Source organism: Flavobacterium aureirubrum, from assembly GCF_038739835.1.
Lineage (GTDB): Bacteria > Bacteroidota > Bacteroidia > Flavobacteriales > Flavobacteriaceae > Flavobacterium > Flavobacterium aureirubrum.
The window spans coordinates 183,372-204,935 of record NZ_JBCGDO010000002.1 but is presented as its reverse complement, the minus strand read 5'-3'; the positions used below and the strand labels follow the sequence as shown (position 1 = coordinate 204,935).

Here is a 21,564-nt window from a genome sequence, read left to right as displayed (position 1 = left end):
AAGTTAGAAGTTGGAAGTTGGAAGTTGGAAATTATTTTCGAACAACTAATTTTTAATTGATTCAGTATCAAATTGTCTAATTATCTAATTTTAAAAAGATGTTTAAAAAAATATTAATTGCCAATAGAGGTGAAATTGCGCTTCGTGTAATTAGAACTTGTCGCGAAATGGGTATTAAGACCGTTGCAGTATATTCTACTGCAGATGCAGAAAGTTTGCACGTAAAGTTTGCTGACGAAGCCGTTTGTATAGGTCCACCACCAAGTAACTTGTCTTACTTGAAAATGTCAAATATTATTGCAGCTGCAGAAATTACAAATGCAGATGCTATCCATCCCGGCTATGGATTTCTTTCTGAAAATGCAAAGTTTTCTAAAATCTGTCAAGAACACGGTATCAAATTTATTGGTGCTTCACCTGAAATGATTGACAGAATGGGTGATAAAGCCTCGGCAAAAGCTACAATGAAAGCCGCAGGAGTTCCTTGCGTTCCTGGTTCTGATGGGCTTTTGGAATCATATGAACAAGCCTTAGAGTTATCTAAAGGAATGGGGTTTCCAGTAATGCTTAAAGCAACTGCCGGCGGTGGTGGAAAAGGAATGCGAGCCGTTTGGAAAGAAGAAGATTTACTCAAGGCGTGGGAAAGCGCTAGACAAGAGTCCGCTGCTGCATTTGGGAATGATGGCATGTATTTAGAAAAACTTATTGAAGAACCGAGACATATCGAAATTCAAGTAGTGGGTGATTCATATGGCAAAGCTTGTCACTTGTCTGAAAGAGATTGTTCAGTACAACGACGTCATCAAAAGTTAACCGAGGAAACGCCTTCACCGTTCATGACGGATGATTTGCGAAATAAAATGGGCGAAGCTGCAGTGAAAGCTGCGGAATTTATAAAATATGAAGGCGCAGGAACAGTAGAATTTTTAGTAGATAAGCACCGAAATTTCTATTTCATGGAAATGAATACACGAATTCAAGTGGAACATCCCATCACAGAACAAGTTATTGATTATGATTTGATCCGCGAGCAGATATTAGTTGCAGCAGGTGTGCCCATTTCAGGTAAAAACTACTTACCACAATTACACGCTATTGAATGTCGTATTAATGCGGAAGATCCTTATAATGATTTCAGACCTTCACCAGGAAAGATTACGACGCTTCATGCGCCTGGAGGACACGGTGTGAGACTAGACACACATGTTTATGCTGGTTATACGATTCCGCCAAACTATGACTCGATGATTGCAAAATTGATTACAACGGCGCAAACAAGGGAAGAAGCTATAAATAAAATGAAACGTGCGCTGGATGAATTTGTGATTGAAGGAATAAAAACTACCATTCCTTTCCACAGACAGTTGATGGATGAACCAGACTATGTAGCAGGAAATTATACGACGAAGTTTATGGAGAGTTTTAAAATGAATGATCCAGAGTAAATGCAAACCTCACTATTTAGTGAGGTTTTTTTTGATTATAACCCATTTCTGCACCGATTGTTTTTATTTTAATAAGCAATTCCACGGTGTACTCCACATTACTTATAAATACAAAAAATAAGAAAGCGCTACACAAGTGTAGCGCTTTACTATAAAATATTGTGAATTTAGACTACACTTTTGTGCATTTTAAATACACGATTTGATTTACATCGTTAGTGTAAGCTAAAATTACTTCTGTAAAAGTTAGTGATACTACTGTTAATGTCTGTTGCACTTGTTGTGGTGCGCCACCAGAGCCTTGAATAGTGTAGTTCAGGGTAACATTAGTTGATAAACGGCTGTAGGTTCCATTGATAGCATTGCTCACACAAGTTCCTTCTGTGTTGTAATCATTGTTTTGAAAAGTAAAGTCGGCATTAAAAATATAATTGTCTTTACAATCTGTGTTATTTACATAGGGTTGATAAACAATAACCCCTTGTGGACTTCTTGCGCCAGTTTCATTGATTTCCCACTTACCAACAAGATAGTTTTGTTGTACAAAATTATCTTCATCTTCTCCACAAGAAACAAAAGCCATTGGTAGAAGAAATAGTATTGCTAAAATTCTTTTCATATTATTGTGCAATTACTTCAATGTTATCTATTTGATAGGTGGACGAAATTGTGTTTGTTCCTCCTACATATCTGAAGGATATATATGCATTTCCAGAATAAGACGATAAATCTATACTACCTGAGCTAGTAAAGTTTGCTGGAAAACTACTAGATTGTGGTGCAAAGACAGCATTTAGCTGTGTCCAAGTTGCTGCATTTACTGCAGCCACTGTTCCAGATCCGTCATAATTTGTTGAAATCCATACAGTTACAGCTTCGCCATTTGCAAAACCAATCTTTGAACCAAATCTTAAAAACTCTCCCGTTGTTGCGTCTAGGTTGATTGCTGGTGTAATTAATCTAGTATCTACATTATTCTCAGCTGGTGTTAACCCAAAAGGAGAAAATTGTGCGTATCTATTATTGCTAAAAATTCTTGCTTCCCATCTTTCGGCACCACCATTCATAGAAACATTTGACCATCCAGCTAATGAAATAAACTGATTGTTTCCTGTGCTACTAACACCTTCAAAATTTTCGGAAAAAAGCGGAACAGCTCGCGGTCCGTCAAGCTTAATATCATCCTCTGTTCTTGCCACAAACTGATAAGTAGTTCCAAATTTTGTTAAAACTCCTCTTACTTTACCTCTTCCTGGTGCTACTGGCTTGGCAGCATAATTTGCAAAACTACTCGTTCTGAATACTATAGTATTTCCCTCGGCATCGGTCAACAAATGATTTGTTGCACCACCAACATCGTTAGTTGCATCGTAATAAGTAGTTGTTATGGCTTGATTAGTAAACTGAACATTATCAAGTTCAATAAGCGTATTGATATTTGCATCGTTTAATGCTTGCGGAATAGTTAACGTTCTTTTTAATTGATCTTCTGGTACAATTAAACATGATTTATTCAACGCTGCTCTGGCTGCAACTACCGACAATCTTCCTACTGATGGTACATTTGAGGTACTTACAAAAATACCACCAAATCTTCTACTACCATTACTGAAATCGGTATATAAATCTTTCATTTTGATTAATACCTTTCTTCCTGGCTCAAAAGTGATAAAAGTTGACAAAACATCAATAGGCACACTAAATGCTGATGGTTGTGGTTGTGCAGTTGTTGGCAATGTTTGAAATGAGATAGTCTTAAAAAAGTTTCCTCCTCTATCCGAAGAAACCACATAAGCTTCAATCACGTCGTCTTGTTGATACTGAGTAACTGAAGATCCAGCAACGATATCTGCTACTTCTTTATTTTTTTGTAAAGTTGTTTCGATACAGTTAACTTGAGGTGTTTCATAGTCGTCGTCATTAACGCAACTTGATGTAAAACTTGCAATAAAAGTAAAAGCAAGGATTGATTTAAAAAATGTTGTTTTCATATTGTAATTTTATTTTTTTAAAAGTTAACATAAAAGTTGAAAAAATAGGTTCTCCCGAAACCATAAAAATAACGTGGTGCAAAAGCTGGTGTTCCACTAGAAACATCTTGATTTAACTCTCTAAAATTAGCATTTCGAGCTTGTTCAAAACCTCCAGTTTTATATTGTACATCAAAGATATTGTTTAAAGTTGCAAATAATCCGAGTGTTACTGGATTTTTTCCTGAAACTCTCCACGATTTACCACCTGTTAAATTAATAAGAGTGTAAGGATTGAATTTTTCTTGTCTTAACAATTGATCCACTCTTTCTTGTGTTGCCTCAGGAAACTGTCCACCGTTCAAATCGAAAGGATTTCTTAAAAAACTATTTGTTCTTAAAACAGAAGATACGTCTAAATAAGTATCAGCTAAATAGTTGACATTGGCACCAACCCACCAAAATTTTGGATCGCGGTATTCTAATCCTACTGCATAGGCTTGGTTAGGAATACCAGGTTGTCTATAATTTTTAAGCTTAGATTCTCCAAGATTCACTAAAGGTGAAAGCCCTCTTGCCGCACGAGCATCATCATTTAGAACTACGTTTGGATTGCTATTATAGGTATATTGTCCATAAGACGCAGCAGCAGTTGCCTTAATTGTGGATGTTATTTGATATTCTAAACCTACTTCTACACCCATATTGAGTTTATCTAACCCTGTTACTATTTCGGCCACAAAAGCGTCACCACCATCACCTTCAAATTCTTCTAATGCGCCTTCTGCAAAGAAAAATGAAGTTTCGGTAGCATCTTGTATGTTGGCAAAAAATCCTGTAAACCTTGCTTTAAATGTTGGCGTTTTTATAATATAGCTCAAATCAAGGTTAGAAACAGTTTCACTCTTTAAATCTCTAATAGGCAGGTTACTTAATCTTGCATTGAAAAAAACATTTCGCATGGAAGGTGCTTTTGACATGTACAAGCTATTAAACGTTAAAAATTGTTGACCCGAAATTTTATAAGTTAAACCACCTTTAAAACCAAAATTGTCAAATTCAATCACATCACTTTTCCCAAATGAAGATGCCGCATAAATTCCATTTCTAAACAACCCTTCTCTTTGATATGTTTTTCTACTGTAGGATTGCGCCAAGTAGAAGTCAATTTTTCTGTAAGTAAACTTGAACTGCGTAAATGCATCAATATGATCTGCAAATAAATTATAGTTATATCCAAATTTGTCACCAACACCAACTTCTCTATTAGGATTGTTTAGATCAGGCTGTTGCGCTGTACCTTCTTGAAAAGGGTCAATATCCAAAAAAGAAGAACCGCCAAGCAAGTCGGTTAACATTTGAAAATTACGGGATTTCAAACGGCTGTAACTAGCACCGGCATTCATCACAATATTATCAGACAATTGCGAACTTAATATTGTATTGGCTACAAAAAGGTTGTCATCTGTTCTGTCTTCGTAAAGAACATAAGCACTTCTTCCTGCTTCGCGACCTATTTCAATACCATTTTCATCAACGATTGGCACTGTGTTAGCTCTATATAATGCGTCCCAATCAATTTGTCTTTGTGTAAAGAAAGGAGCATCCATGGCGCCGATCAAGTTTGGCGTAGGTACACCTCCCAAACCTCCTGGCTGAAAAACTTCACTTGGAACCGTTGTAGGATCAGAATTATATAGTGAGGTGAAAAAACTTGGTAAGTTTTGATAATATGTTGGATCTGGGTTAGCCGCATTTACGAAATCTAATCTTGAGTTTCCAATTTTACCAAATTGATACATCACATTTGAGGTCAATTGTGTTTTATCATTTATTTTCCAATAATGTGTTAACATGTTTATTGGCTCATCTACTTCTCTATCGCGAGAGTTTCGCTTTTCGCCATTTTGCCAACCCCAAAAGGAGTTATAACGATTGCCGGCAATACTATTGATTTCATCTGTATTTGAAGAGTTTCTTCCTCTTCTGTTTTGAGCATAAATAGAGGTGAAGTTCAAACTATGGTTGTCGTTAAACTTTTTCTCCACACTGGCAAAAACTGAATTAGCAGAATAATCTGTTCCTTCAAAATAAGCTTCTTGTGCCCATCGTCTAGAAGCAGAAATCACAAAAGCCCAGCCATCTTTACTCATTCCTGATGCGTGAGTTGCCATAGCTCTCCAGTTATAATTAGTATTGGTGCCTGCGTATGAAAGACGTGTTCCTTTTCTGTAAATTGAAGCTCTTGTGTTTATTTCTTGTGTTCCTAGAATACTACCAAAAGTGTAATCTGACGGTGCAGAACCCATAGTAAATTCTTGGTTACGTGTAGCGTCATTTAAACCACCCCAATTTCCCCATTGTGGTCTGTTGTCCAATAATTTGTTCATCGAAACACCATTAATCATGGTATTTGAATATTCATTATCCAAACCTCTAATTCTAAAACGAGCTTGTCCCCAGTTGAATGCAGCTGTTTGCTGATAAGTATCACGTGATGCTTGTAATAAACCGGCTGTATTTTCTGAGCCACTATTATCATCTCCTAAATCATTTTCGAGTATAGTAATAAGGTTGATTTGCTGTTCAAAGGTTACATCTTCTTCTAAAACTACAATTCCTAAATCGAGAATTTTACCGTCTTCAACATCAACTACCAAGAGCTGATCTTTAAAACCAGTACTTTTAATCAAAAGTGTTTGACTTCCGGCGGTAAGTTCATTAAAAGTAAACACTCCAGCAGCATTAGTGAGTGTTGTAAACGTGGTGTTTTGGATAGATGCAACTACATTTTGTAAAGGTTTTTGCGTTTTTGAGTCTATTACCTTTCCGGAGAAACCCGTTGATTGGGCAAAAACAAAAACAACTTGCAATACAAAATAGGCACTAAAAACAAGTTTTTTCATAAATAAAATATTGTTAAATTCTGTTAGCTAAGTCTTAATAAAAACTTAAAGCGGACAAATGTACATATTTTAATAATATTATTTACTTTTGGCTCGAAGTTTGTAAAAAACTTGACATTTAATTAATATACGTTTTATGAAAATAAAAAACCTAATTGCCCTTTTCTTTGTATTATTCGCAATTTCTGTATCAAATGCGCAAGGAAAAAAGTATATTGTGCATACAGTTGCCTTCTACAATTTTGAAAACTTGTTTGATACTATAGATGGTCCAAACAATGATGAAGAATGGCTGCCAAATGGTGCGCAAAACTGGACTTTTGAAAAATATAAGAAAAAACTACATAACTTAGCTAGAGTGCTTTCTGAAATTGGTACAGGAGAAAATCCTAACAATTCGCCTACACTTATTGGTGGTTGTGAAATTGAAAATCGTGGTGTTTTAGAAGATTTAGTAAAAGAACCTGCTTTAATCAATAGAGACTATGGCATTGTTCATTTCGAATCTCCTGACAAAAGAGGAATTGATGTTGCTCTATTATACCAAAAAAAACATTTTAAACCTACAAGTTTTAAAAGTATTCCTTTATTAATTTACAGAAATCAAATAAACCAAAAAGCAAAAGAAAAGAATGAAGTAGATGATGCTTCCGACGATAAATCCGAAATTGATAAAAATCTTGACAGAGTTTACACCCGCGACCAACTACTAGTAACTGGTTTTCTTGACGGCGAAGAAATTAATATAATTGTTAATCACTGGCCTTCACGTTCAGGTGGTGAAAAGAAAAGCTCTCCTTTTAGAGAAGCAGCAGGAAGATTGAACAGACAAATTATGGATTCAATTTTTAAAGTTAATCCTAATGCAAAGATTATTACCATGGGCGATTTAAATGATGGAAGTTACAACAAAAGTGTCAAAGAAGGCATTGGTGCTAAGAGGAAAAAAGAAGAAGTAAAGCAATTTGGTATTTATAATCCATTCGAGGAAATGTTTTACAAAGGAAATGCAACATTATTTTACCGCGATGCTGGAGATATTTTTGATCAAATAATGGTTTCAGAAGCATTAGTAAAAAACGATTATGCCTCATTCCAATATTGGAAAGCCGGAATATATAATAAACCATATATGATTACAACTGTTGGACAATATAAAGGATATCCTTTAAGGCATAGTATGAATGAAATTGGATTTAGTGATCACTTTCCTGTTTATATTTACCTGCTCAAACAAGTTAATTAAGAAAATAAGGTTAGTGATTACTAACCTTTTTTATTTTTATAATTATGATAAAAATGGCAACCACAAAACCTTTTAATCTTACCAGTTGGGTAAATGAAAATCGTCATTTATTAAAGCCGCCTGTGGGCAACAAAAATTTATACGTTAACTCTGGTGATTATATAGTTATGATTGTTGCTGGTCCAAATGCACGTAAAGACTACCATTACAACGAAACCGAAGAGTTATTCTATCAACTAGAAGGTGAAATTACGGTTTTCATTCAGGAAGATGGCGAAAAAAAAGCCATGAAACTCTCTGCTGGCGACATGTTCTTATTACCTGCAAAAGTGCCGCACTCGCCTTCTCGAACTGAAAATTCTATCGGGCTAGTTGTAGAACGTAAAAGAGAAGGAAAAAATATTCCTGATGGGTTACTTTGGTATTGCGACAATTGTAATCATAAACTACATGAGGTTTATTTTGAACTGCACAATATTGAAAAAGACTTTTTAAAGCACTTCCATCATTTTTATAATTCTATCGACTTAAGAACCTGTTCGAATTGTGGAACCATTATGGAAGCAGATGCAAGATTTACTGAAAAATAATTTTCAGTCTGATCACTATACAAAAAGTATCGGCTTCTACTAAAACCTAATCCCTTTATTACTAGAAAAAGTTAGTTAGGTCAAATCAATTCTGTTTAAAATATTAATAAAATTTTATGTTTTTTATAACTTTTATCTAAGTTTTATTTAGAAAATGAGTTCTTAAATTTGTTAAAAAAGGAAAAACATGAAAACAAAAATTATTTTAATTGCTTTTAGCGCTCTGCTTTTGCAAAGCTGCTCTGTTGTTCGCCCAGGTGAAGTGGGAGTGAAACAAAGATTAGGAAAACTTTCTGATGAAATTACAGATCAAGGTCCGGTTTTATTTAACCCTTTTACAAGCAAAATTGTGAAGGCGTCTATCCAAACCACCGATTTAGAATTGAATCTGAGTTTACCGAGTAAAGAAGGTATGAGTGTTATCTCTCAAGTATCCATTTTATACCGTCTCGAAAAAGACAAAGTTCCTTCTATTATTAGAACTTATGGATTAACATACGAAAACATAATTTCAAATGTTTTTCGTTCCGCAGCAGCTGATGTAAGCTCTAATTTTTTTGCGAAAGATATGCACTCGGGAATGAGAGCTAACATTGAGTCTGAAATAAAAATAAAAATGGGTGAAGTTCTCTCCAAACAGGGAATTGTAATTGAGTCTGTTTTAATGAAAAGCATTCAATTGCCAGCTGGTTTAGCAAATTCGGTAGAAAGAAAATTACAAGCCGAACAAGATGCTATGAGAATGGAGTTTGTACTACAACAAGAAAAACTAGAAGCCGAAAGAAAAATTATTGAAGCTAAAGGTACTAGAGATTCTCAAAAAATAATTTCAGAAGGATTAAATTCCGATATTATTAAACTTCGTTCTATTGAAGCTTTTATGGAATTGTCAAAATCTGCCAATAGCAAAGTTATTATCACTGATGGTAAAACTCCCATGTTGATAGATTAAAAATTTTTAAAAACTGAAGCTCTTTGAAGCAGTTTTATGTTAACAGCATAAAGCTGCTTTTTTTATTTACATAAAATTGCCAACGATTTAAGAAATGTGATAAATAAATTCTATCTATTTTTGCTTTAAACTTCAATACAATTAAATTTATATAACAATGGCATCAATTGCACAACAATTCGGCATGACCGAGGCCTTAACTCAACTCGGTATAAAAACCATCAACGAAGGTACATCAACAGGACAAAATAACTTTTCAAATGGAGCCATTCTAGAAAGTTATTCACCAGTTGACGGACAATTAATCGGAAAAGTAAAAGCATCAACCCCAGCTGATTATGAGAAAGTAATGCAATCCGCAACCGATGCTTTTAAAACATTCCGATTGATGCCAGCACCACAACGCGGTGAAATTGTGCGTCAGTTTGGACAAAAATTGCGTGAGAAAAAAAAACCTCTTGGAAAACTAGTTTCTTATGAAATGGGTAAATCATTGCAAGAAGGTTATGGCGAAGTTCAGGAAATGATTGATATCTGCGATTTTGCCGTTGGCCTTTCGCGCCAATTACACGGATTAACCATGCATTCAGAACGTCCTGGACACCGAATGTACGAACAGTATCATCCGCTTGGAATTGTTGGAATTATCTCGGCCTTCAATTTCCCCGTGGCAGTTTGGGCTTGGAACACTGCTTTAGCATGGATTTGTGGCGATGTCTGTGTTTGGAAACCATCCGAAAAAACACCTTTATGCGGCATCGCTTGTCAAAACATTATTGCCGAAGTTTTAAAAGAAAACAACCTTCCCGAAGGGATTTCTTGTTTAATCAATGGTGATTATAAAATTGGAGAATTATTAACTTCAGACAAAAGAGTTCCTTTAATTTCGGCAACTGGTTCTACTAGAATGGGTAAAATTGTGGCACAAACAGTGGCTGCTCGTTTAGGAAAATCATTATTAGAATTAGGCGGAAACAACGCTATCATTGTAACCCCAGATGCCGATATTAAAATGACAGTTATAGGAGCTGTTTTTGGCGCTGTTGGAACAGCAGGACAACGTTGTACTTCAACTCGTAGATTAATTATCCACGAAAGTATTTATGATAAAGTAAAAGATGCTATCGTTTCGGCATACGGACAATTAAAAATCGGAAATCCTTTAGATGAAAAAAATCACGTTGGACCGCTTATCGATACGCATGCTGTTGAGATGTACAAAAAAGCTTTGGAAAAAGTAGTTGCCGAAGGCGGAAAAATACTAGTTGAAGGTGGCGTGCTGAAGGGTGAAGGTTACGAAAGTGGTTGTTACGTAAAACCAGCAATAGCTGAAGCAGACAATTCATTTGAAATTGTGCAACACGAAACGTTTGCACCTGTTTTATATTTATTAAAATATTTAGGTGATGTTCACGATGCTATTGCTGTTCAAAATGGTGTTGCTCAAGGTTTATCATCAGCAATTATGACTAACAATTTGCGTGAAGCAGAAGCCTTTTTATCTGTTGCTGGTTCAGATTGTGGCATTGCCAATGTAAATATTGGAACTTCTGGAGCAGAAATTGGCGGTGCTTTTGGTGGAGAAAAAGAAACTGGCGGCGGAAGAGAATCGGGTTCAGATGCTTGGAAAATCTATATGAGAAGACAGACAAATACTATCAATTATACTACAAGTTTGCCATTGGCACAAGGAATTAAATTTGACCTATAGATTTTGGCTTTGCACGATATAATTCATACAAGTTTCATATAAGAAAAAAGGCGTTCAGAAATTTTGAACGCCTTTTTTAACTTTTTAAATCTTCTAATTTCTTTTATGCCTTATATGGTTCAAATGTTGTTCAACCTTACTTTGTCTTCTTCACATACTGCGTCAAAATAACAATATGTTGTCCTTCAACTCTGCCTTCTATTTGTTCCGCATTATCCCAAACCAATTTGATGTTATGAACAACGGTGCCTCTCAATAAACCGCTGTAGTATAAACACCCCGACAACGCCAACAAAAAACAACGCTAAGCCCAGCCACCAATAATTTCGTTGGTGCAATTCAATAGTTTCATTATTACAATCTTCCAAAAATCTGAAAAAAAACTTTTCGTCAAGTAGTGAAACATATAAATAATATAATTTTTTAGGGTTATAACCTCAAAATAATATAATTTTTTAGGGTTGTAAATAAGTTTTAGTATATTTGCACCATGATAATTAGAGACATTTCTAAAAACATTGTAGCCGATTGGGATTATAAAAAAGCAATTGTGCTATTAGGTCCAAGGCAAGTGGGCAAAACCACATTAATTGAAAAATTAATGACCAATAAAAAAGTCTTGTTTTTAAATGGAGATGATCCACAAACACGCCTTACGTTTGCCAATGCTAATTTTAATTTTCTGAAAGAAACGGTATCCGATTTTGAAGTTATTGTAATAGATCAAGCACAACGCATACAAAATATTGGTGTAACAGTTAAAATGCTTATCGATGCCAAACTTAACAAACAATTTATACTCACAGGCTCTTCTTCTTTAGATCTAGGCAATGAAATTAACGAGCCGCTAACGGGCAGAAAATGGGAGCATCGATTATTCCCTTTAAGCTGGAACGAAATTAAAAACCACTTTTCTTTTGCAAAATCGTTTGAAAGACTAGAAGAATTTTTAATTTATGGTATGTATCCAGAAGTAGTTACGGAACAAAAAAAACAAAAAATTCTGCTACAATTGGCAGGTAGCTATTTATATAAAGACATTTTAGAATTAGTCAATATCAAAAAACCAGACTTGTTGATGAAACTGCTTAATGCACTTGCACTTCAACTAGGCAGCGAAGTATCTTATAACGAGTTATCAAAAATACTTGGGGTAGATAGAATGACCGTGGTAAATTATATTGATTTACTAGAAAAAGCATTTGTAATATTCAGACTAAATCCCTACAACACCAACCAACGCAACGAAATCACCTCAAAACCAAAAATCTATTTTTATGATAATGGAATAAGAAATGCTATTATTGGACAATTCAGTCCATTACAAAACAGACAAGATGTGGGTGCTTTATTTGAAAATTTCTTTATTAGTGAGAGAATTAAAAAATTATCCTACGAAGGATTTTACGGAAAAACACACTACTGGAGAAATACCCAACAAGCAGAAATTGACTTCTTAGAAATAATAGAAAATGACATAACGGCTTACGAAATAAAATACAACCCAAACAAAAAGGTTATTTTCACAAAATCGTTTACCGAAAAATACCATCCCAAAAACACCATTGTAGTAAATAAAGATAATTTTTGGGAATATTTGTAGCGTTTAATTTGTGATAATTTGAGCAATCTGTGTTTTACTTCGTCTTCTTCACATACTGCGTCAAAATAACAATATGTTGTCCTTCAACTCTTCCTTCTATTTGTTCCGCGTTATCCCAAACCAATTTGATGTTGTGAACTGCCGCTCCACGTTTTGCGGTAAAATTGGCTCCTTTGACATCCAAATCTTTAATTAAAACTACCGAATCGCCATCTTTTAGAATGTTGCCGTTTCCATCTTTATGAACTATTTTACCATCTTCGTCTTCGCCTTCCCCAGTAGCACCTGCCCAAACTAAGGTTTCTTCGTCAAGATACATCATGTCCAACAAATCTTGTGGCCAACCTTCTGCACGTAATCGGTTAAGCATTCGCCAAGCTACAACTTGTACAGGTTTATTTTCATTCCACATACTATCACTAAGACATCTCCAATGATTTGGGTCTGTTGGTGTCGTATTTTCTATTTGGCTTTTACAAGTCGAACAAACCAAAACAGAATTGTCTACCGATATGGATTCTTCTTTTGTTAGATGTATTCTTAAATCTTCAGTAGAGCCACACAATTCACATATAGAACCGCTTCTTTCGTTTAGTTTTTGGTCAATGACACTCACCTTAAAGGTTAAATGAAGCGCCTATTTGAAACACAAATTGATTGTTATATTCGTCAAATCCTTGAATATTTCTGTCGTATCTTGCTATTGGAATTCCTGCTTCAGTATATAAACCAAATCCTTCTGAAAAGAAATACCTAAAGCCCAAATGTGCTCCAAAATTTCTTAACCCCAAATTCAATCCTGGATAAATATCCATGGCTTTGTCCAATTTAAAAACACTACCCAAGTTGGCGTTAAAACGAACTTTCGCGTCTGCTCTGTCACTAAAATCAGCACTCGTTCCATTAGGCTCTTTTACCGAAAGCAAATAGGATGCTACAAAACCGTATGACATGTTTTCCCCCAAACCAAAATCGGCAGAAAAATTAATTCCTGTTCCGCCATCTTGCATATTCAACCCTACTTGTGCTTTGATATCGCCTTTCCCTTTATAAGCTTGAGCATTAACGCAACTTACCATAATGATTGCTACTAACGTGATTGTTTTTTTCATTTTTTATTTAAATTTTAATTTGTTATTAGCAAAAGTAAGTAATATTTTTAATTTCTCCCTTTTTCATTAAAATACAACACGTTTAAAGGTTCGCTTTGCCAAAATTCTTTGGTATCAACGTCCAGTATTGTTAATGGTCCATTAAAAGCTGCACCCGTGTCGATATTCCAAATACATGCTTTTTGTATTGGAATAGTTTGTTCTATTTTGGTAACTGGAGTATGGCCAATGTAAATTTCATTATATAATTTCAATCGTTTAGGGTACAAAAAACTATCTTTAGAAATAGCAGCATCTAATGCCAATGCAGTTTCCCAAAGCGTTCTGTCCCAATAAAAGAGTTTTGGAAAATATTCATATTCAATACCGTTCATGTTGGTAAATCCTGCGTGAATAAATAATCGGTTTTGCTCATCTAGGTAATAATCTTGTAACGATTGTAGAAATTCGATATGTCGTTTCTTTTTTGTTTCGGAAACAGTATCATAAGCAAGAACAGTTGCTTCGCCACCATGTTTAAACCACATACTTTCATCAATGTTTTCATTATTAGAAGACAACCAATCGAAAAGTAGCTCATCGTGATTGCCGCGAATAAAAATACAGTTTTGTTTTTTACTTAAATCGATTAGAAAATCGATTACTTCAGGCGATTGACTCCATCCATCTACATAATCCCCAAGAAAAATCAATGTATCATCTGTTGTTACTTTGGCTCTATCCATGATTTGATGTAAAGCGCGTAATCCGCCGTGAATGTCGCCAATGACTAATGTTCTATTCATTATTTACTATAAAAGAGAGTGTAAAAGTAGTTGAAATTTTAACAAAATATACACTTTTAACGTAAAGTCAATCCCTTTTATAGAGATAGTTTTACATCGTAGTATTACAAGTACAAGGAATTCCTAAATTTTTTATTAAAAACCGTAAAACATTGATAGCCAATGTTATTACACAGAAAACTATTGTCTTATTTAATACTTAAAAAACATGAAAAAATTAGTTTACACCATCGCAATTATTACTTTATTCGTTACATTTACATCATGTACCGCGGATGAAATAGAAAACCCAAAACAAAAAACAACAATGCAATCCCAATTGGATGGCTCAACACAAAAAGCTGGCGATATTAATCCGCCACTACAACCACTACCAAATCCAAAATCATAGATTATCTTATTTAAGTTCTCAAGTTGTGTAGCTTAGCACCTCTTGAGAACTTAAATTATTTTGTAAATTTGAAAAAAATATTTTCTTGAAAAAAATCATTTACATAATTATTATAGTCTTTTTTATTTGCTGTCATAAAAATAAAAGTGATGAATCTAAAAGTAAAGGGAATGATTCGATAACTGACAATTTAGACCCTGCTTTTATTGAATTAAAATCTAAACAATACGATACTGTAGTTCGAAAAGAACTTAAAGAACTTGCCGTTAAATTTGTTTATAATAAAAAAAATTATTTTGAAATATATAAATATATAGATGAAAAGTCAACGATAGTCAACGATCCGTTTGGTAGGATTGAAGCAAATACGAATTTAGGAATTTATTATTTCAATAAGTTTCAAAACGATAGTGCTTTTTACCACTTTTCAACGGCGGAAAAAATTTCTAGAAGTCAAAAAGGCAATCCTTTTATGGGCACTATTCTCCAAAGTAAAGCCGATTTACTTTGGTGTCAAAAGAATTTTACCGAAGCAGAAAGTATGGCAATTAAAGCACTAAAAATTGCAAAACAAAGAAAAAATAATGATTTAATATTTAGCTGTTACATAACTATTGCTAATTCATTAGTGGGATTGAATAAAAATGAAGAAGCATTAAAGTATTACAACAAAGCTTTAGAGGCGGTTGAGCGTGTTGATTCTACAGTAAATAAATTAGTATGGAAAGCATCCATCTACAATTATATCGCTCTCATTTACCAGAAAGAAAATAATTTTAAAGAAGCAATAAAATACTCCTATCAAGGATTGAGTTTTGACAATTTTAAACAAACTCAACCTTCAATGTATTGCTATTTAACCAATATCATTGCCTACTCCAAATTCAAACTTGGCGAAAAATCGGCCGTAAACCAATTCAATGAGACATTAAAAATTGGGGATAGCATTCAAAGTATTCCCATTCAAATTACAGCCAAAACGTATTTAGGCGAATTTTATTTAGCTCAAAAGGATACGTTAAAAGCAAACACTTATTTGAAAGACGCACAGTTGCTTTCTCATAAAAACAATATTTTTGAAGATGAGTTGAAGATTTTGCAACTTTTAGCACTTGCTAATCCTCAAAACGAGTCTTTCTATTCTAATAGATACATTGAACTTAATGATAGTTTACAAAATATTGAACGCGCCACTCGAGATAAATATGCGCGTATCGAATTTGAAACCGATGAAATTAGTCAGCAAAAAAATGTAATAGAAATACAAAATGACAAACTAACGCAACGTATTTGGGTTATTTCGGGATTTGCGTTTTTAATTTTATTAGTCGTTGTTTTATGGTTTTTGAATAAATCGCAAAAAAACAAAACTAGAGAGTTGCTTTTTAAACAAGAACAACAAAAAGCCAACGAAGAAATTTACCAATTGATGTTGAACCAACAACAAAAAATTGAAGAAGGCAAGCAAATTGAAAAACGAAGAATCTCTCAAGAATTACACGATGGTGTAATGGGGAGATTGTCGAGCATCCGATTGAATTTATTTGTACTTAACAAAAAAACAGATCAAGAAACAATTAATAAATGTCTCGAATATATTAAAGACATCCAAGCAATTGAAAAAGAAATTAGAACCATTGCCCACGATTTGAATAAAAATTTATTTTCAGACAGTTCCAATTTTAATAGTATTGTTGAAAATCTTTTTGCCACTATTCAAAACCATACTCAAATCAATTTTATACTAAATAACGACGAGCGAATCGATTGGGAAACAGTAAATAACAACGCTAAAATAAATAGCTATAGAATAATTCAAGAAGCACTTCAAAATATTGATAAATATGCCAAAGCTCAAACGGTGACCATTACCATGTCTAAAAAAGAAGACGCAATTTCAATTGAAATTAAAGACGACGGCATTGGTTTTAAAATGAAAATTGCGAAAAACGGTATCGGATTAAAAAATATGCAAAAAAGAATGGAAGACATTGGTGGTACTTTTGAAATCGAATCCTATCCTAAAAAAGGGACAAAAATAAATTTGTCTATTCCGATTTAGTTTTATACTTTCACACAAAGTTAAAATTAACGGTATGCTGTACAAAATTTTAATGGTTGATGATCATCCTTCTCAAATTGATGGCTACAAAGCAATTTTACAGTACAACAATAAAGACATAGAAATTGAAACAACTACCTGTTTTAATTGCGAAGAAGCTTACCACATAATAACTAATACCTCCAACCCAGTTCGTTTTGATTTGGTATTTCTCGACCGGAGTTTACCGCCTTACTTAGACAAAAAGATAAAATCGGGCGAAGACTTAGCGCTTTTATCTCGCAAACATTGGCCAGAAACCAAAATAATAATGCTTACGTCTCATGCCGAAGCTTTTATACTATATGACATTGTGCACAAAGTACGACCAAACGGACTTTTAATTAAAAGCGATTTTGATGGCGATGGCTTATTGGAAGCTTTTGATGCTGTTGTAGAAGGAAATACCTATTATACCGAAACAGTTAGAGAGAGTATTAAAGAGCGTTTACTTTCACAAGGACTTTTAGACAGTGTTGATCGTCAAATAATAACCCTAATCTCAGAAGGGTTTCAAATTAAAACCATTGCCGAAACCATGAATTTGTCTCAAGACACTATTAAGAAGCGCAAAAGCAAAATAAAAGACGTACTAGGCATAGACAAAGGCAATGATGAAGATATTCTTAAAGAATGTCGGCATCTTAGATTGATATAAATTTTCAAGATTAAAATTTTAACTTTTTTTACACTTTTAGTGTACTACCGCCTTTTGAGGTTGTAGTAGTTTTGACATAACAAATTACTCGAGAATTTTTTGTTACAAAAAACAATTATTAAAAAGGTCTGAAAGGGTTTCAGATTTAAAAAACTTTAAAATTATATAATATGAAAAAATTAGTATTTGGCTTAATTGCCACAGTTATGTTAGGGTTCGTTGGAAATTCGCAGGAATTTACACCTGAAAGTGTCAAAAACGATTTGCAAATCGGTACGATGTCGTTTTATTCCTCAATAAAAGGTTTTTATAAAGCAGGAATGACAGAAAAAGAGTTTTTACTTGCTCTATCTAATGGTAACGGTTTTAAAAATCAAACTGAAGAAGCTAAAAATATTTTAAAACTATCTTATGAATTGTTAACTAATAAAGCTCCCGACCAAAGAGTAAAAGAAGTGTTAATTAAACCATTTGCAATTTTTACAAAAGAAGGTTTACAATTAATGTATGACGGAAAAACCGAGAATTTAAACGCAGCTTCAACGATAATGTTTGGTATAGAGGATGATTCGATTAATACAAAATTATCAACTAAAACAAAAGGACCTAACGGCGAAGTGGTTTTTGATAATGTTGAGGGATGTCGCTGGTACCAAATAGGTTGTCATATTAGATGGTTGTTTGGAACTGAGGAAGGAAGAAAAACTCTTAAATCGATAATAGATGTTTTAACGTTCGTAGTTACTTTATTCTAATTTGCGCGGAGCAACCATTTTAAACACTATTTTTAATCATGAAAACATCAAACCTACTTTTACTACTACTATTTGTTTTTTCCTCTTGTTCTTTAAGCAGTGTAGTTAATAAATCCCTTGAAAAGAAGAAAATTTATAGTGATGACATTAATTTTGAAGTTACCTTGATAAAAGATGATAAGGAAGTCAAAATAATTCCTTTGCGTCATTTAGGTACACCACAATTTTATGATAATTTAAAAGTTGCTCTTGCTAAATATCAAAATCTAGGTTACGTTGTTTTTTATGAAAGGATAAAATCAAATAATGCTACTGAAAATGATAGGCGCAAATACAGGAAAATTTTACCTATAAAAATCAACTTATCTGATACAAAACAAGTTGATTACAAAGAAATACTGTTAGAGAAGATCAGAAAAGTTAATCCTAAATTTGAATTTACTAAAAATGTTGTACCACAACCTACGTACGATTTTTTAATAACCGATTTGAATAACTCAAAAAATGTTGATGTAACTATAAACGAGTTTGTCGGCGAATATGAAAGATTATATGGCACCATTGTTTTAGACTCTTGTGATTATATTACTGATTGGAGGGAAACTACTTGTAACGGAAAAAGAGCTAAAAATATTGATAAAGTAACGCTCGATTTTAGGAACAATAATGTAGTAAATACTGTTTTAAGTGCTAATAATAATAAAATTTTAATCCTCTATGGCGAAAATCATATAAATGGCATAAAAAAACAATTGCAAAAAGAAGGTTTTACGCTCAACTAATTCTAATAAAAAACGGCAATCTCAAGTGACTTGTCGTTTTTTTCTATTAAAATACATTATTCTCCAATAAAAAAAGAGTTAAACTTATTTTATTCAAAAGCATTGAAAAGAAATACATTTGAATACATTCCTGTTGATTTCTTTCAATCATTTACTGTTTTTAAAAAGGTTTACGAAAAAAGATTTTATTAAAACATAAAAAACATGAAAAAATCAATCTTTATTATTTTATTACTTTATCCACTATTCTTTTTTTCTCAAACTAGAATAATCACAGGAGTTGTAAAAGACATAGTTACATCAATACCTATTGAAGGAGTTTCAGTTGGTATTAAAAACACTAATGGCGGGACCATTACTAACGAAGAAGGTAAATTTAGAATGACGCTGAACATAATAAATAATGTGCTGACTTTTAATCATTTAAATTATAATCAGTATGCTTACACTATTCTGGCAACAGATGATAACCTTGAAATTCTTTTAGAACCAAAATCGTATACACTTCAAGAAGTTGTAATCAGAAACCAACCGATTAATGAAACGGTAATGGAAGCACTTAAAAATTCTAAAAAGCAGCTTGAAAAATCGGTGTTATTAAGCACCTATTATCGAGAATTTATCAAGGTGGATGATGTTTACACTAATTTTTCGGATGGTTTATTGGATTACAACATCAAACGAAAAAGCGGCGCTTCAGACTTGTATGTTAATCAAAGTAGAGCTTATGATTTGAAAGATTCAACATCGGCTCAACGCCAAAAAATGAATGAAGCTATCTATTTTTATGATGTTAGAGATGCCATATCGGATGCGTACAACTTAAAAAAATTAAAATTCATCTTGCAAAGCAAAAACTACGACTATGAAATCGAAACAAAAAACGATGACAAAGGAAATACAATTGAAGTGGTGACAGTTATACCCAAAAAAGAAGTAAAATTAGGCTTGAATTGTGGAACAGTAGTATATGATGTAAAAACCAAATTAATTTTAGAAATTGACCTGAAAAAGTCACCCGAACACAAACAATACATTGATGAAATAAACGCTGGTTTATTTAGGTTTAAAATCAATGAAGAATGTAGGAAAGCCAGTTTTAAAATTGATGGGGATAATTACATTTTGGTTTACAATCAAAATAAATTAAACGTTTATTTCAAAATGAATGATAGAATAGACAACACTTATGAATTTCTTAGCGATCTTGTGACTACTGATTATAAAGAAGGAGAATTCGATTTCGACCGAAGTAAAAGACATAAAGAAAGAAGTTTGTTTTCTTCGGGGAATAATTTTAAAGAAGAATATTGGAAAACAAAAAATATAATACTATTAAATGAAGAAGAAGAAAAAATCATAAATACTTTAAATGGCAAGTAAACTTTTTATAGACCCTTTATAAATTCTAGATATCATTGCCTTTTATTTTTTTAATTTAAAAATTAACACATGAAAACAACAATTTTAATATTGCTATTGCTTTTTGGGATTTATTCTTTGCTATACTTGCCGGATAAAAATCATATACTCTATATCCTTCTTTTTATTCCTTATGTGGGGTTTATCATAAACGAATTTAGAAAAATGAAAAAAAAGTAATATCATATTAAAAAAAATTAGCCGTCTCACAACTTGAGTCGGTTTTTTTTCTTTTTTGCAAAAAGCAATACTATTCTGTATAATTACATCTATTTTTAAAAATAAAGTAACATGAAAAACCTATTTCATATTGCGATAGCATTACTATTGCTAACAAGCTGCAAATCTGTATTAAAAAAATCGTATGCGGTTAAAAATCCAAAGCTGGAAGATCAAGTTTCAATAAAGATGTTCTTACATAAGAAAAAAATAGACACCTCAAATGTTTATGTTTTTAATAATTTAATGGCGTATGCCGGGGCATCTAATCTGAAGTTGTTATCCATTCCAGATGCTGTTTTTTTTAATAAAGAAGGTTTTTTTGTGAGTTATAAAAAATCCGCTACAGACTGTAACGCAAAAATCGATGGATTCATTTCCGATTTAAGTTCGTTTTCTCAATTACCAAAAGACGAAACTAAAAAAATGGATGATTTAGTTGCTTTAATTAATAATAACAACAATACGATTCCAACCAAAGCAGATATAAATGTGTTTATTACTTGGGCAGTTTTTGCAGGAAAATTAAATGATGAGAAAGCATTTGAATGGGTAAAACTACTTAATGATGCTAAAAAGAAAGGAATAAATGTAAATTATTATCTTTTAAATTGTGACTTTCAAAAAAGCTGGAACCTTTCTAAAGAAGAAAAAGAAGGAATCGGAATAAGAGAATAATCAAGACCCTTTATAAAATACAAGACAACATTGAGTTGTCTTTTTTTATGTTCAAATAATCCAAAATTTTTAATCACAGTTTATTCATAAAAGATACACTTTAACATTTTTTACACTTTTAGTGTAAAAGCAAAGCTTTCTTTACCTCTAATTTTACAACATCAAAGCGATACAAATATGTACTTTCCTAAAAGAAAAGAAAATGAAAAAGTTAGCCACTATTCGTGATTATTGTTTT

Annotated in this window: 19 protein-coding genes and 1 pseudogene; 13 read left to right on the top strand and 7 right to left on the bottom strand. The window is 33.0% G+C overall.

The window, feature by feature from the left end:
• Positions 1-98 precede the first annotated feature (98 nt).
• Complete coding sequence (gene accC / locus WFZ85_RS03195) at positions 99-1,445, top strand: acetyl-CoA carboxylase biotin carboxylase subunit (protein WP_342694838.1); 1,347 nt, start codon at positions 99-101, stop codon at positions 1,443-1,445.
• A 172-nt stretch (positions 1,446-1,617) separates the two neighbouring features.
• Here the strand turns inward: accC and WFZ85_RS03190 are convergent, their stop codons facing one another.
• From WFZ85_RS03190 to WFZ85_RS03180, 3 genes are read right to left on the bottom strand one after another with little or no spacing between them, the layout of a single operon-like run.
• Positions 1,618-2,064 carry a lipocalin family protein gene (locus WFZ85_RS03190; protein WP_342694837.1) on the bottom strand — a complete coding sequence of 149 codons (447 nt, stop codon included), beginning with the start codon at positions 2,062-2,064 and terminating at the stop codon, positions 1,618-1,620.
• 1 nt (position 2,065) lies between these two features.
• A complete protein-coding gene (locus tag WFZ85_RS03185; RefSeq protein ID WP_342694836.1) occupies positions 2,066-3,436 on the bottom strand; it encodes a DUF5689 domain-containing protein in 1,371 nt (456 codons plus the stop codon).
• A gap of 17 nt (positions 3,437-3,453) precedes the next feature.
• Complete coding sequence (locus WFZ85_RS03180; protein ID WP_342694835.1) at positions 3,454-6,321, bottom strand: TonB-dependent receptor; 2,868 nt, start codon at positions 6,319-6,321, stop codon at positions 3,454-3,456.
• 136 nt (positions 6,322-6,457) lie between these two features.
• On the opposite strand from WFZ85_RS03180, the gene WFZ85_RS03175 reads away from it, so the two are divergent.
• The 4 genes from WFZ85_RS03175 to amaB all read left to right on the top strand — a co-directional run bounded on the left by WFZ85_RS03175 (position 6,458) and on the right by amaB (position 10,820).
• Entirely contained in the window at positions 6,458-7,567 is a 1,110-nt protein-coding gene (locus tag WFZ85_RS03175) for an endonuclease/exonuclease/phosphatase family protein (RefSeq protein WP_342694834.1), read from the top strand.
• 53 nt (positions 7,568-7,620) lie between these two features.
• Positions 7,621-8,157 (top strand): 3-hydroxyanthranilate 3,4-dioxygenase, encoded by a 537-nt coding sequence (locus tag WFZ85_RS03170; RefSeq protein WP_342694833.1) that lies wholly within the window; start codon positions 7,621-7,623, stop codon positions 8,155-8,157.
• Positions 8,158-8,344: 187 nt separating this feature from the next.
• A complete protein-coding gene (locus WFZ85_RS03165) occupies positions 8,345-9,109 on the top strand; it encodes a prohibitin family protein (protein ID WP_342694832.1) in 765 nt (254 codons plus the stop codon).
• Between the two features lie 157 nt (positions 9,110-9,266).
• Positions 9,267-10,820 carry an L-piperidine-6-carboxylate dehydrogenase gene (amaB, locus tag WFZ85_RS03160; protein ID WP_342694831.1) on the top strand — a complete coding sequence of 518 codons (1,554 nt, stop codon included), beginning with the start codon at positions 9,267-9,269 and terminating at the stop codon, positions 10,818-10,820.
• Positions 10,821-10,956: 136 nt separating this feature from the next.
• On the opposite strand, the pseudogene WFZ85_RS03155 reads toward amaB, so the two are convergent.
• Positions 10,957-11,073: pseudogene (locus tag WFZ85_RS03155) on the bottom strand (PhnA domain-containing protein); the annotation flags it as partial.
• Positions 11,074-11,310: 237 nt separating this feature from the next.
• Here WFZ85_RS03155 and WFZ85_RS03150 point away from each other — a divergent pair.
• Positions 11,311-12,423 (top strand): ATP-binding protein, encoded by a 1,113-nt coding sequence (locus WFZ85_RS03150; RefSeq protein WP_342694830.1) that lies wholly within the window; start codon positions 11,311-11,313, stop codon positions 12,421-12,423.
• 34 nt (positions 12,424-12,457) lie between these two features.
• Here the strand turns inward: WFZ85_RS03150 and WFZ85_RS03145 are convergent, their stop codons facing one another.
• From WFZ85_RS03145 to WFZ85_RS03135, 3 genes are read right to left on the bottom strand one after another with little or no spacing between them, the layout of a single operon-like run.
• Positions 12,458-13,039 carry a PhnA domain-containing protein gene (locus WFZ85_RS03145; protein WP_342694829.1) on the bottom strand — a complete coding sequence of 194 codons (582 nt, stop codon included), beginning with the start codon at positions 13,037-13,039 and terminating at the stop codon, positions 12,458-12,460.
• Position 13,040: 1 nt separating this feature from the next.
• A complete protein-coding gene (locus WFZ85_RS03140; protein ID WP_342694828.1) occupies positions 13,041-13,535 on the bottom strand; it encodes a DUF6646 family protein in 495 nt (164 codons plus the stop codon).
• 47 nt (positions 13,536-13,582) lie between these two features.
• Positions 13,583-14,320: a metallophosphoesterase family protein gene (locus tag WFZ85_RS03135; RefSeq protein ID WP_342694827.1), complete on the bottom strand. Its 738-nt coding sequence runs from the start codon at positions 14,318-14,320 to the stop codon at positions 13,583-13,585.
• A gap of 208 nt (positions 14,321-14,528) precedes the next feature.
• Here WFZ85_RS03135 and WFZ85_RS03130 point away from each other — a divergent pair, with 208 nt between their 5' ends.
• The 7 genes from WFZ85_RS03130 to WFZ85_RS03100 all read left to right on the top strand — a co-directional run bounded on the left by WFZ85_RS03130 (position 14,529) and on the right by WFZ85_RS03100 (position 21,326).
• A complete protein-coding gene (locus tag WFZ85_RS03130; RefSeq protein ID WP_342694826.1) occupies positions 14,529-14,711 on the top strand; it encodes a hypothetical protein in 183 nt (60 codons plus the stop codon).
• Between the two features lie 85 nt (positions 14,712-14,796).
• The gene (locus tag WFZ85_RS03125; protein WP_342694825.1) at positions 14,797-16,773 is read left to right on the top strand and encodes a tetratricopeptide repeat-containing sensor histidine kinase; all 1,977 of its coding nucleotides are present in this window, start codon (positions 14,797-14,799) and stop codon (positions 16,771-16,773) included.
• A gap of 34 nt (positions 16,774-16,807) precedes the next feature.
• Positions 16,808-17,470 carry a response regulator transcription factor gene (locus tag WFZ85_RS03120; RefSeq protein WP_342694824.1) on the top strand — a complete coding sequence of 221 codons (663 nt, stop codon included), beginning with the start codon at positions 16,808-16,810 and terminating at the stop codon, positions 17,468-17,470.
• Between the two features lie 170 nt (positions 17,471-17,640).
• On the top strand, positions 17,641-18,225 hold the full coding sequence (locus tag WFZ85_RS03115; protein WP_342694823.1) for a hypothetical protein: 585 nt from the start codon (positions 17,641-17,643) through the stop codon (positions 18,223-18,225).
• 38 nt (positions 18,226-18,263) lie between these two features.
• The gene (locus tag WFZ85_RS03110) at positions 18,264-19,007 is read left to right on the top strand and encodes a hypothetical protein (RefSeq protein WP_342694822.1); all 744 of its coding nucleotides are present in this window, start codon (positions 18,264-18,266) and stop codon (positions 19,005-19,007) included.
• Positions 19,008-19,211: 204 nt separating this feature from the next.
• The gene (locus WFZ85_RS03105) at positions 19,212-20,390 is read left to right on the top strand and encodes a carboxypeptidase-like regulatory domain-containing protein (RefSeq protein WP_342694821.1); all 1,179 of its coding nucleotides are present in this window, start codon (positions 19,212-19,214) and stop codon (positions 20,388-20,390) included.
• Between the two features lie 330 nt (positions 20,391-20,720).
• Positions 20,721-21,326: a hypothetical protein gene (locus WFZ85_RS03100; RefSeq protein WP_342694820.1), complete on the top strand. Its 606-nt coding sequence runs from the start codon at positions 20,721-20,723 to the stop codon at positions 21,324-21,326.
• Positions 21,327-21,564: the final 238 nt, after the last annotated feature.

What these genes read in the sequence shown, in the direction of transcription:
- WFZ85_RS03150 (WP_342694830.1), top strand. Translation starts at nt 11,311, where the DNA reads ATGATAATTAGAGACATTTCTAAAAACATTGTAGCCGATTGGGATTAT.
- amaB (WP_342694831.1), top strand. Translation starts at nt 9,267, where the DNA reads ATGGCATCAATTGCACAACAATTCGGCATGACCGAGGCCTTAACTCAA.
- WFZ85_RS03110 (WP_342694822.1), top strand. Translation starts at nt 18,264, where the DNA reads ATGAAAACATCAAACCTACTTTTACTACTACTATTTGTTTTTTCCTCT.
- WFZ85_RS03105 (WP_342694821.1), top strand. Translation starts at nt 19,212, where the DNA reads ATGAAAAAATCAATCTTTATTATTTTATTACTTTATCCACTATTCTTT.
- WFZ85_RS03165 (WP_342694832.1), top strand. Translation starts at nt 8,345, where the DNA reads ATGAAAACAAAAATTATTTTAATTGCTTTTAGCGCTCTGCTTTTGCAA.
- WFZ85_RS03190 (WP_342694837.1), bottom strand. Translation starts at nt 2,064, where the DNA reads ATGAAAAGAATTTTAGCAATACTATTTCTTCTACCAATGGCTTTTGTT.
- accC (WP_342694838.1), top strand. Translation starts at nt 99, where the DNA reads ATGTTTAAAAAAATATTAATTGCCAATAGAGGTGAAATTGCGCTTCGT.
- WFZ85_RS03185 (WP_342694836.1), bottom strand. Translation starts at nt 3,436, where the DNA reads ATGAAAACAACATTTTTTAAATCAATCCTTGCTTTTACTTTTATTGCA.
- WFZ85_RS03100 (WP_342694820.1), top strand. Translation starts at nt 20,721, where the DNA reads ATGAAAAACCTATTTCATATTGCGATAGCATTACTATTGCTAACAAGC.
- WFZ85_RS03175 (WP_342694834.1), top strand. Translation starts at nt 6,458, where the DNA reads ATGAAAATAAAAAACCTAATTGCCCTTTTCTTTGTATTATTCGCAATT.
- WFZ85_RS03135 (WP_342694827.1), bottom strand. Translation starts at nt 14,320, where the DNA reads ATGAATAGAACATTAGTCATTGGCGACATTCACGGCGGATTACGCGCT.
- WFZ85_RS03115 (WP_342694823.1), top strand. Translation starts at nt 17,641, where the DNA reads ATGAAAAAATTAGTATTTGGCTTAATTGCCACAGTTATGTTAGGGTTC.
- WFZ85_RS03140 (WP_342694828.1), bottom strand. Translation starts at nt 13,535, where the DNA reads ATGAAAAAAACAATCACGTTAGTAGCAATCATTATGGTAAGTTGCGTT.
- WFZ85_RS03180 (WP_342694835.1), bottom strand. Translation starts at nt 6,321, where the DNA reads ATGAAAAAACTTGTTTTTAGTGCCTATTTTGTATTGCAAGTTGTTTTT.
- WFZ85_RS03120 (WP_342694824.1), top strand. Translation starts at nt 16,808, where the DNA reads ATGCTGTACAAAATTTTAATGGTTGATGATCATCCTTCTCAAATTGAT.
- WFZ85_RS03170 (WP_342694833.1), top strand. Translation starts at nt 7,621, where the DNA reads ATGGCAACCACAAAACCTTTTAATCTTACCAGTTGGGTAAATGAAAAT.
- WFZ85_RS03130 (WP_342694826.1), top strand. Translation starts at nt 14,529, where the DNA reads ATGAAAAAATTAGTTTACACCATCGCAATTATTACTTTATTCGTTACA.